The sequence below is a fragment of the Arundinibacter roseus genome (assembly GCF_004348825.1).
Lineage (GTDB): Bacteria > Bacteroidota > Bacteroidia > Cytophagales > Spirosomataceae > Arundinibacter > Arundinibacter roseus.
This window is the reverse complement of the sequence record NZ_SMJU01000017.1, coordinates 106,348-116,754: the sequence shown is the minus strand read 5'-3', so window position 1 is coordinate 116,754 and position 10,407 is coordinate 106,348. Positions and strand designations below refer to the sequence as shown.

General features: G+C 45.1%; 10 protein-coding genes and 1 pseudogene. 3 read left to right on the top strand and 8 right to left on the bottom strand.

Going from position 1 to position 10,407, the window contains the following annotated elements:
• Positions 1-124: 124 nt before the first annotated feature.
• Positions 125-811, bottom strand: a pseudogene (locus EZE20_RS21240) (RecQ family ATP-dependent DNA helicase); the annotation flags it as partial.
• Positions 812-904: 93 nt separating this feature from the next.
• Between EZE20_RS21240 and EZE20_RS21235 the strand changes: the two are divergent.
• Complete coding sequence (locus EZE20_RS21235; protein ID WP_132121529.1) at positions 905-1,882, top strand: KpsF/GutQ family sugar-phosphate isomerase; 978 nt, start codon at positions 905-907, stop codon at positions 1,880-1,882.
• A gap of 6 nt (positions 1,883-1,888) precedes the next feature.
• Here the strand turns inward: EZE20_RS21235 and EZE20_RS21230 are convergent, their stop codons facing one another.
• The 5 genes from EZE20_RS21230 to rpmG all read right to left on the bottom strand — a co-directional run bounded on the left by EZE20_RS21230 (position 1,889) and on the right by rpmG (position 5,634).
• On the bottom strand, positions 1,889-2,365 hold the full coding sequence (locus EZE20_RS21230) for a DUF4293 domain-containing protein (RefSeq protein ID WP_132121527.1): 477 nt from the start codon (positions 2,363-2,365) through the stop codon (positions 1,889-1,891).
• 86 nt (positions 2,366-2,451) lie between these two features.
• Positions 2,452-3,762 carry a 30S ribosomal protein S12 methylthiotransferase RimO gene (gene rimO / locus EZE20_RS21225; protein WP_132121525.1) on the bottom strand — a complete coding sequence of 437 codons (1,311 nt, stop codon included), beginning with the start codon at positions 3,760-3,762 and terminating at the stop codon, positions 2,452-2,454.
• Positions 3,763-4,075: 313 nt separating this feature from the next.
• Complete coding sequence (ftsY, locus tag EZE20_RS21220) at positions 4,076-5,032, bottom strand: signal recognition particle-docking protein FtsY (protein ID WP_132121523.1); 957 nt, start codon at positions 5,030-5,032, stop codon at positions 4,076-4,078.
• Positions 5,033-5,210: 178 nt separating this feature from the next.
• A complete protein-coding gene (locus EZE20_RS21215; RefSeq protein ID WP_132121521.1) occupies positions 5,211-5,363 on the bottom strand; it encodes a DUF4295 domain-containing protein in 153 nt (50 codons plus the stop codon).
• A gap of 88 nt (positions 5,364-5,451) precedes the next feature.
• Entirely contained in the window at positions 5,452-5,634 is a 183-nt protein-coding gene (gene rpmG, locus EZE20_RS21210) for a 50S ribosomal protein L33 (protein ID WP_132121519.1), read from the bottom strand.
• Positions 5,635-5,905: 271 nt separating this feature from the next.
• On the opposite strand from rpmG, the gene EZE20_RS21205 reads away from it, so the two are divergent.
• Positions 5,906-6,487: a c-type cytochrome gene (locus EZE20_RS21205; protein ID WP_132121517.1), complete on the top strand. Its 582-nt coding sequence runs from the start codon at positions 5,906-5,908 to the stop codon at positions 6,485-6,487.
• Positions 6,488-6,563: 76 nt separating this feature from the next.
• On the opposite strand, the gene fucP is transcribed toward EZE20_RS21205, so the two are convergent.
• On the bottom strand, positions 6,564-7,817 hold the full coding sequence (gene fucP, locus EZE20_RS21200; RefSeq protein ID WP_132121515.1) for an L-fucose:H+ symporter permease: 1,254 nt from the start codon (positions 7,815-7,817) through the stop codon (positions 6,564-6,566).
• 213 nt (positions 7,818-8,030) lie between these two features.
• Between fucP and EZE20_RS21195 the strand changes: the two genes are divergently transcribed.
• Positions 8,031-9,248: an NADH-quinone oxidoreductase subunit D gene (locus tag EZE20_RS21195; RefSeq protein ID WP_132121513.1), complete on the top strand. Its 1,218-nt coding sequence runs from the start codon at positions 8,031-8,033 to the stop codon at positions 9,246-9,248.
• Positions 9,249-9,339: 91 nt separating this feature from the next.
• Here the strand turns inward: EZE20_RS21195 and EZE20_RS21190 are convergent, their stop codons facing one another.
• Positions 9,340-10,350, bottom strand: coding sequence for an aspartate-semialdehyde dehydrogenase (locus EZE20_RS21190; protein ID WP_132121511.1), 1,011 nt, complete (start codon positions 10,348-10,350; stop codon positions 9,340-9,342).
• Positions 10,351-10,407: the final 57 nt, after the last annotated feature.

Here is a 10,407-nt window from a genome sequence, read left to right as displayed (position 1 = left end):
GCTGCTTTTGCGCCACTCACGTACTAATTTGAACATTTCTTCTGACTGATTCATTCGCTTGTCTTTTTAGGTCAAAAGTAGAAACCGAATTCTAGCCAAGAAATATGTAGTTCATAGGATGCTTACGGATCAGCTGTTTCTTGGCGTCCTTTTTGGATTTAATTTCATAGTACAGATTTTTCCGGTTAAAGGAGGATTTGAATGTCTCAGCTTCTTCCATTTGCAGGTTTTTCCGAATGTCCTGCTGTACTTTGGGGGTTGCCGTGGCGGTCAGGGCAATGATGGGCAAATCGCCAATGTTATCAATAATGCCATGAATGCGGCGATATTCAGGCCGAAAATCATGACCCCATTCAGAAATACAATGTGCTTCGTCGATGGCTACAAAAGAGAGTTTGGTTTTTTGTAAAAAGTCCAGATTTTCTTCTTTTGTCAAAGATTCAGGGGCTATGTAGAGCAATTTCAGGCTGCCGTCGAGTGCGTCTCGCTTGACCCGGTTTATTTCTGCCTTTGTGAGGGTTGAATTTAAAAACTGCGCATTGATGCCGAATGCGTTCATCTGATCTACCTGATTTTTCATCAGTGCAATCAGCGGAGAAATCACGATAGCCATTCCTTCACTTACGATGGCCGGCAGCTGATAGCAGAGTGACTTGCCCGCGCCGGTAGGCATAATGACAAATGTATTTTTCTTATTCAGGATATTCTGAATAATAATTTCCTGATCGCCTCTGAATTGACTATATCCAAAGATTTCCTTTAACTTTTCTTTTAGGGTGTCTAACACGATTTTATCAACCTGCTGTATCATTTTTTATCACCAAATGGGTTATTCCAAAGTTCTTTATCTTTGCTTGGAGTAATCAATATTAAAAATAGTTCATTCATAACCGTTATTCCAAGTTTGAAATTAGTAAAAAATATTCAGTCAATAGCAAAAGATGTGCTGGTGCAGGAAGCCGAGGCAATCCATCATCTTGTTGAATATATTGACGATTCATTTGAGCGATGTGTAGAAACGATCCTTCAAATGGGTGGGCGCATGGTCATTACGGGCATAGGGAAAAGCGCAATTGTCGGACAAAAAATTGTGGCTACACTAAACTCGACGGGTACGCCGGCGCTCTTTATGCACGCTGCGGATGCTATTCATGGGGATTTGGGCATGATTCAGCCAAACGACATTGTGCTGGCAATTTCCAAAAGCGGTGATACGCCCGAGGTTAAAGTATTGGTTCCGCTACTCAAACGAACCGGGGTGACGATCATCGCTATGGTGAGTAACCGGGATTCATATTTGGGTAAAAATGCCCATTTTATTCTGCATGCATTTGTCCCTTTTGAGGCCGATCCACTCAATCTTGCCCCAACTACAAGCACTACGGTTTGCATGGCGTTGGGAGATGCGCTTGCTATATGCCTGTTGGAAGCCCGTGGATTTACCCGTCAGGATTTTGCTAAGTATCATCCGGGAGGCTCATTGGGTAAAAAATTATACCTGCGCGTGAGCGATATTTATCCTTACAATGCCTTACCAACCGTACCAGAAAATGCCACGCTGAAAGAAGTGATTTTGGAAATCACTTCCAAACGCCTGGGAGCAACAGCCGTATTGAATCCTGAAAATGAGTTGCTGAGTGGCATCATTACGGATGGGGACTTACGACGCATGCTCAACGAGCACCCTGAAGCCTCCTTGCTGCACCTTACTGCCCGAGACATTATGACGCCTTCGCCAATCAGCCTTGAATCGGATGCTTTTGCGGTGAAGGCGCTGCAACTGATGCAGGATCGAAGCATCACGCAGCTTGTGGTGGTGGATCAGGGGCGGCTTAAAGGATTTGTTCACCTGCACGACCTGCTAAAAGAAGGCCTGCTTTGAGGTTTTTCAGCGCATCCGGTTCGATTCCTTGACAAGTCGTTCGTCGCGGCGGATAAATCGATTGGCAAGCACATTGGCTAACATTGCTATTACGAGTGCATAAAATCCCGTCAGATAGTCGCCCGTAACCTCAGGATCAAACCATTTGGCGGCCTTGTAAAAGGTCTGATACACCGTGGCGGCCAGAATAACCGTCATGAATATGGAGTTGACCGCACAAAGCGCAGATTGCAACAAACGGTTACGGTATTTAAAGATCGCAAATGCCGAAAGTACCGCTACGAGTGCAGCCATGCCCGCCAAATAAAAAACAGGCAGAACCGTGGATTGAACAGCAGTGGTTTGATGTGTCAGATAAAAAGCCGTCATAGAAGCTTCCTGTACGCCATCGGTAGCGATTTTTTGCCAGATAGGCAGAGCAATAAATCCACCCATACCTAGCGTAGTGATGGCAAGGAATAAACTTTGAATGCGTTGTAACATGAGTAAATTAATAAGTTTTAACTAAATCAGCAGGAAGGCTTGATAGCGGGCAAATTTAAATAGACAGCCCGAATTAACCACATTTTTTAGCTGACGAGCTCTCCATATAAATCAAATTCTTCGGCTGATGTAATTTTTACCTGGGCAAAATCACCTATGCGAACGTAGCTAGTAGCCGGAATCAGGACTTCGTTGTCGACTTCGGGAGAGTCTGCTTCGGTTCGGCCAATAAAATATCCTCCTTCTTTTCGGTCAAAAAGTACCCGGTACGTTTGTCCTAATTTTTGTTGATTAAGCTCCTGCGAAATACCTTGCTGTAATTCCATGATCGTATCGGCCCGTTCCTGCTTCACCTCGGTGGGCACGTCGTCTACAAAGCTATGCGAGTGGGTATTTTCTTCATGCGAGTATTGGAAGACTCCCAGGCGGTCAAACCGCATTTTTTCAACAAACTCATAGGTTTCGTCAAAAAAGTCTTCGGTTTCGCCGGGATGCCCCACAATGAGCGTGGTTCTGAGCGAAATTCCTGGTACTTTTTCACGAATAGTATGGATCAAATCTTCCGTTTTTTCGCGGGTAATTCCCCGTCGCATTACTTTAAGAAGTTCGGTTGAGCCCGCCTGCAAGGGCATGTCCAGGTAGTTGCAGATATTTGGCCGCTCGCGCATGACATCCAGTACATCGAGTGGAAAACCAGACGGGTAGGCATATTGCAGCCGGATCCAATCGATACCTTCTACGTCAGAAAGTCGGGAAAGCAGATCGGCAAGATTTCTTTTTTTGTATAGATCCAGTCCGTAATAGGTCAAATCCTGCGCAATCAGAATCAGTTCTTTCGTTCCGCGTCGTGCCAGCGACTTTGCTTCTGTAATCAGCTCATCTATGCTGCGCGACACATGCCCGCCCCGCATAAGCGGAATGGCACAAAAGCTACACGGACGGTCGCAGCCTTCGGCAATTTTAAGATATGCGTAATGCGTTGGAGTAGTCAGCAGGCGCTCGCCCACCAGTTCATGCTTGTAGTCAGCTTTCAGGGTTTTGAGTAGCCGGGGAAGTTCATTGGTGCCAAACCAGGCATCTACCGTTGGTATTTCCACCGAAAGCTCATCTTTGTAGCGATGCGACAAACAGCCCGTTACGTACACTTTGTCAACCACACCGGCTTCTTTGGCCTCTACATAGCGCAGAATTGTGTCAATAGACTCTTCTTTGGCGCCATCTATAAATCCGCAGGTATTAATTACCACAATCTGTGCGTCGTCTTTTTTGGATTCGTGGGCCACTCGATACCCATTCCCTTTGAGTTGAGTATAAAGCACTTCGGAATCTACCAGATTTTTTGAGCAGCCCAGGGTTACAATATTTACTTTACTTTTCCGCGTTCCTTTGGTTTTCATTAGTTTTTGGGCCGAAAGCGGTTAGACTTCGGCTTTTCGTGGGTTTTTACAAGTATTTCTCCGCAAAGATTTGATACTGAACGGAGAAACGGGCTGCAAAGTTCGGGAAAAAATGTGAGAATAGCGATGTTAGTCCGGTATTGGAAACGGGCAATTGTGATGCTTGATTTGTCGAGAATGTGCTTAATACTATACTGGAAACTTTTATCCTGAATTAATTAAACAGCCAATTATTCTAAATGTCAAAAATAACGCTAAATAAAATCATCTTCTGTCTTACTCTGTTCGCTAGAATTTTGGCGCGCTCTTACTTTTACTTCTTGAATAGCGAGTCCACAAACTCTTCGCGATTGAAAACCTGCAAATCATCCATTTTCTCGCCAACGCCAATATATTTTACCGGAATCTGAAACTCATCCGAGATGCCGATCACCACGCCACCTTTTGCAGTTCCGTCGAGTTTGGTGACGGCAAGAGAAGTGACTTCTGTGGCTTTGGTAAATTCACGAGCCTGAATCACGGCATTTTGGCCAGTACTTCCATCCAAAACGAGCATGACTTCGTGCGGGGCATCGGGCAGGACTTTCTGCATTACGCGCTTGATTTTCCCAAGCTCGTTCATCAGATTTACTTTGGTATGAAGGCGTCCGGCTGTATCAATAATGATTACGTCAGCGCCAATTTCAACGCCTTTTTTCAAGGCATCATAGGCAACCGCTGAGGGGTCGGTGTTCATGCCGTGATCAATGACGAGCACGCCCACGCGCTGTCCCCAAAGTTTGAGCTGAGCCACAGCGGCGGCCCGAAAGGTATCAGCCGCACCCAAAACCACTTTGTGGCCCCGATGCTGAAATTGATGCGCAAGCTTGCCAATTGTGGTAGTTTTGCCGACTCCGTTGACACCAACAACCATAATGACGTAAGGCTTGGGCAGGTGCTCAGTTTCAAAACTATCGGTAACGCCTACACTGGAACTTTCGGACAGTAGAGCTGCTACTTCCTCCCGAAGGATTCGGTCTAATTCATTGACAGACGTATATTTATCGCGGGCAACCCGTGCTTCAATCCGTTCAATTATTTTTACTGTTGTACCAACGCCAACATCCGAACTAATCAGAATTTCTTCCAGTTCGTCGAGAACTTCCTCGTCAACGGTGGCCTTACCAACGATTGCGCGGGAGAGTTTCCCAAAAATGCTTTCCTTGGACTTTTCGAGTCCCTTGTCTAATGTTTCTTTTTTTTCTTTTGAAAAAAAATCAAATAGGCCCATGTGTCGGGTGGGTTTCCACCATTAAAGATTAATCGTATTTCTAGCAAACAAACCAGCAAATTTTGAAGGTTATTGCTGGTTTTGGTCTTATTTAGCCCAAAATTAAAACAAAAAAAGTCCCAAAAGGGACTTTTCGTGTATTCGGTACTAAAATCGGTTTACGCAACCATTCAAAAATTTAGCTTTTCAGCAAATCCTGAACGGCGTCGCTTGCTACCATCTCTTCTTTGAAGGTATAAGCACCGGTTTTGGGTGATTTCACCGCTTTGATAACTTTGGCGAAGGTTCTGCCACCTTCTTTTTTCAGGGTTGCAACTACTTTCTTTGCCATTTTTTGGGTATAGTTATATGTTAAATGATCCTCAGAAGCAACGATTCATCTGAACCTTTCCCCTGAAATCAACTAACAAAGATTAATATTACTTAATTTCTTTGTGTACAGTATAACGACGCAAAAAAGAATTAAATTTCTTCAATTCCATACGCGCAGGTGTATTTTTCCGATTTTTGGTCGTGATATAACGCGACATACCTGGCACACCTGATGTTTTCTGTTCGGTGCACTCCAATATTACCTGAACTCTGTTGCCTTTCTTAGCCATTACTTTACTTCGTTTTACAAATAGGATTGCAAAAGTAATGCTTCTCTATAAATTAGCAAAAGAATTCCTGAAAAAAAGTAATCTTTTCAGAGTATTAGCCTTTCACGCAGGCATTTTGGCCCGAAAATAGAGCATTCCGAAGATTTTTTTTTCAGAACGTATGATAATCAGAACGCTTTGTGCTTAATTTAAAGGTTCGTTCCGATAGAGTGGCATGCTTATTTGGGATGAATTTTGTATAAATAGTTAGTCCATTTTTTTATTATTACCCATGGTACTCAAAAAGTTAAGCCTCATTGTCTCATTTGCCATCGTAGGATACGTTGGGGTGAGTTGTTCCTCCAAAGAAGATCAGGATTCGTACGACAAATACTACGGAAGCGGTCGGGCAGCCCGCGAAGAAGCCGCTTTGAATAAAGGAGCCGAGCAGCGTGCCGAAGAAGTAAAGGTGGATCCCGATACTATTAATTCTCTTTCAGTAACCGAAAATATGGACGGGGAAGTGTTGGCTAGCGATGCCACCGTTAATGGTATTCCAGAAACTGCCGGAAAGACAATTGAACAGGTTTCAGAAAAAAAGGAGGAAGAAGCGCCCAAACAAAAGCCTGTGCCTGCTGATATTTCCGCTTTGCTCAATAAGCACACCTGCTCTGCCTGCCACCGTCCCTACGACCGTGTCGTGGGACCTGCCTATGCGGACGTAGCCAAGAAAAATTATTCAGTTGAGAAAATCGTGGAGTTGGTCTACAAACCTCAACCCGAAAACTGGCCCGGCTATCCACCGATGGCTCCTATGACTCAGGTTCCAAAAGAAGACGCAACGAAGCTTGCCAAGTGGATTAATTCACTATAAGATTATTTTGTATTAAATACGTAAGGCTGCTCCTTGTCGACGGGAGCAGCCTTTTTTGGTTTCGGAGAAGAAAGTTTTAAGCTTTATTTTCAATAACCTTAGTTTCTTTTAAGGCAAAATATAGCACCACACCAAAGCAAAGTAAGGGGATAATAAAGGCGGTATTGATGCTCTGAGTAGCATCTGAAATCTGACCCTGTATGCCCGTAAGTACTGCGCCACCCAATATGGCCATAATCAATCCTGAGCCGCCAATTTTCGTGTCCTGGCCCAATCCCCTTAATCCGAGTCCATAAATGGTCGGGAACATCAGCGACATACAGCCTGAGATGCCTACTAGTGCGTATACGCCTAAAAGACCACCCGTAAACATCACCAGAGCTGTCAGTAGTATGGCAAGAAGCGATAATCCGGCAAGAAGACGTTCGGGTGAGATAAATTTCATGAGGTATGTACAGATAATACGTGAAACCAGAAATAGGATTAATGCGCCTAAATAGTAGTCTGCCGATTGCTCTTCGTTTAGATTGAGTTCCTGCATGACATACCGTATGGTGAAAGACCAGGTTCCTATTTGAGCCCCGATGTAGAAAAACTGCGCAATAACGGCCCATACGTAGTGCCGTTTTTTCAGGAGCCGCCCGAAAGCCTCTCCAAAATTGAACGTACTATTTTCATCAGATGCAGTGGGCATTTTATTAAAAAATATCAGGAGCCATAGCAAAACCAGAAATCCGGCAACACCTACATAAGGACCCATCACGCCAGTAAGTTCTTCGGACTGAATGGCCGTTAACTGCTCCGCTGACATACTCGCCCGTTCGGCTTCTCCGGCCACGTTTAATTGAGAGAGGATAAATATTTTGCTCAATAAAACACCAATAATTGATCCAATGGGGTTGAACGACTGAGCAAGATTGAGTCGCTGCGTGCCGGTTTCCTCGGGGCCCATCGCAATAATGTACGGGTTTGCGGAGGTTTCAAGAATGGAAAGACCGCCCGCCAAAATAAACAATGCTGCCAGAAAATGCCCGTAAACCATCGTTATGCTGGCAGGATAGAAAAGAAGCGACCCAATTATAAACAAGGCGAGTCCCATCAAAACACCAGTCTTGTAGGTGTATTTTTTTATCAAAATAGCTGCCGGAATGGCCAGACAAAAATACGCACCATAAAAAGCGTACTGCACAAACGTAGTCTGGAAGTCAGTCATGCTCATGATCCGCTTAAAAGCCGATAGAAGCGTGTCTGTCATGTTGTTGGCGAGGCCCCACATCAGAAAAAGGCTGGTGATGAGGATAAACGGGAGGATAGGCGTTTTTTTTAGCATTGTGTTTTTTTTAGTGTAGGAAGTTCGGGGCAACTAATTCATACTTACATACCAACCAAAAAAGGCCATTTTTTATAAAAATTACGGGTCTTGAAGGAAGTGCATTTTGAGAGTATTGGGCTGGAACTTGATCCAGGATAGCTGTCATTGCGCTAATTGCATTGCGTCATTTGCTTTGTACCTTTACCCCTCAAACAGGAGCTTTTGTACCTTATGAATTCTACGTTACAATACGACTTTCAGCCGGGGCATCTTGCCAATTCGGAGCCTAACAAATACCAGTCCGGCGACCTTCGTCGGGAAGAAATGATCCTGAATATGGGCCCTCAGCACCCGTCCACGCACGGCGTTTTGCGGCTGGAAGTAATTACGGACGGAGAGGTAGTGGTAGACGTAATCCCGCATATAGGCTATCTGCATCGCTGTTTTGAAAAACACGCCGAGGCGCTCCCTTTCAATCAGATTATTCCCTACGTTGATCGTATGGACTATGTAGCGGCCATGAATTCCGAGCATGCGTTTGTAATGGGAGTAGAACGAATGCTGGGGATCGAACACGAAATTCCTAAGCGGGTAGAGTACATTCGGGTGTTGGTAGCTGAGCTCAATCGGTTAGCTTCTCACTTTATAGCCATCGGTACGTATGCTCTGGACATTGGCGCGTACACGCCTTTTTTGTGGCTCATGCGCGACCGGGAGCACATTTTGCGGCTTTTGGAGTGGGTGAGTGGCGCACGAATGCTCTATAATTATATATGGATTGGCGGTCTGTTTTATGACCTGCCCGTAGATTTTGAAGAGCGCTGTGCTGAATTTGTGACCTATCTTAAACCAAAACTGACCGAGTTGCAGCAATTGGTTATTGAAAATAAAATATTTGTACTGCGTACTGCCAATGTGGGAGTTTTGCCTTTGGCAACGGCTATCAATTTTGGATGCAGCGGCCCCGTTCTTCGCGGTGCCGGGCTTCGCTACGACCTGAGAAGAGTAGATGGCTATTCAGTATATCCAGACCTGGATTTTGAGATTCCGATTGGAAAAGGCGAGGTAGGTACAGTGGGCGATTGCTGGGATCGGAATTGGGTGAGAGTAGCCGAATGTACCGAATCAGTAAAGATTATTGAACAGTGTCTCGAAAAACTGACCAAAGAACATACCCGTACCCGAACCTTTGATCCACAGGCGATGGTCCCCAAAAAAATCCGGCCCAAGGCCATGGATTTTTACATGCGGGCAGAAAACCCCAAGGGTGAGTTAGGCTATTTTTTTCGTACCGACGGTCGCTCAGATGTACCGATGCGGTGCAAAGCGCGCGCCTGTTCCTTTCATAATCTGTCGGTTATTGGCGAGATCAGCCGGGGAGGATTACTGGCCGATTTAGTAGCCGTAATTGGCTCGCTTGATGTCGTGATGGGCGAAGTAGATCGCTAAAATCAGTTCCGGAAGAAACAAAAAAAGCACCCGCTGATCCTGGCAGCGGGTGCTTTCAACATTATTGGGTGTCAGATTGTTGGGTGCAAACTTACACTTTTTCAGTCACTTCTACCAACGCATGCTTTACCAGGTACTCAGCAATTTGTACAGCATTGGTAGCGGCTCCTTTGCGCAAGTTGTCGGCTACGATCCACAAATTCAAAGTACAGGGCTGTGTTTCGTCCCGGCGAATGCGCCCCACAAATGTATCGTCTTTTCCATGGGCCGTCAGAGGCATAGGATAGATAAAATTCTTGGGGTCGTCCTGTACTACCACGCCATCCGTAGTTTCCAGAATTGCCCGGACTTCGGCTAGATCAAATTCATTTTTAAATTCAATATTAACCGCTTCTGAATGCCCGCCAATAGTCGGAATGCGAACCGTGGTAGCAGTTACGGCAATCGAGTTATCGCCCATGATTTTCATGGTTTCATTCGTCATTTTCATTTCTTCCTTCGTATAGCCGTTATCCAGGAAAGAATCAATGTGAGGAAGTACGTTCAGGTCAATCGGGTGTGGATAGACTTTTTTGATGCTGTGATCGCCAATGCGCTCGGCAAACAGCTGATCTACGGCATCTTTGCCCGTTCCGGTAACAGATTGATACGTTGACACAACCACTCGTTTGATGGTGTATTTCTGATGCAAAGGATTTAGCACCAGTACCATCTGAATAGTTGAGCAGTTTGGATTGGCTATAATTTTATCTTCGGGTGTCAGCGTATGCGCATTGATTTCAGGAACAACCAGTTTTTTGGTAGGATCCATGCGCCAGGCCGAGGAGTTGTCCACAACGGTAATGCCCGCTTCGGCAAACTTCGGCGCCAATGCCAGCGAAGTGCCCCCACCTGCTGAAAAAATTGCAATAGCTGGTTTAGCCTTTATTGCATCCTCAAACCCAATTACCTTTACCTGTTTACCTTTAAACGTAATCTCTTTACCTACCGAACGCTCAGAAGCAACGGGGAGTAGTTCTGTCACAGGGAAATTGCGCTCTTCGAGCACTTTGAGAATTTCGCCGCCTACCAGTCCGGTGGCGCCTACTACTGCAATTTTCATTTTACAAGTGATTAAAATAAAACACTAAGTATGGTTTTTATAAAATTGGCGCAAAAA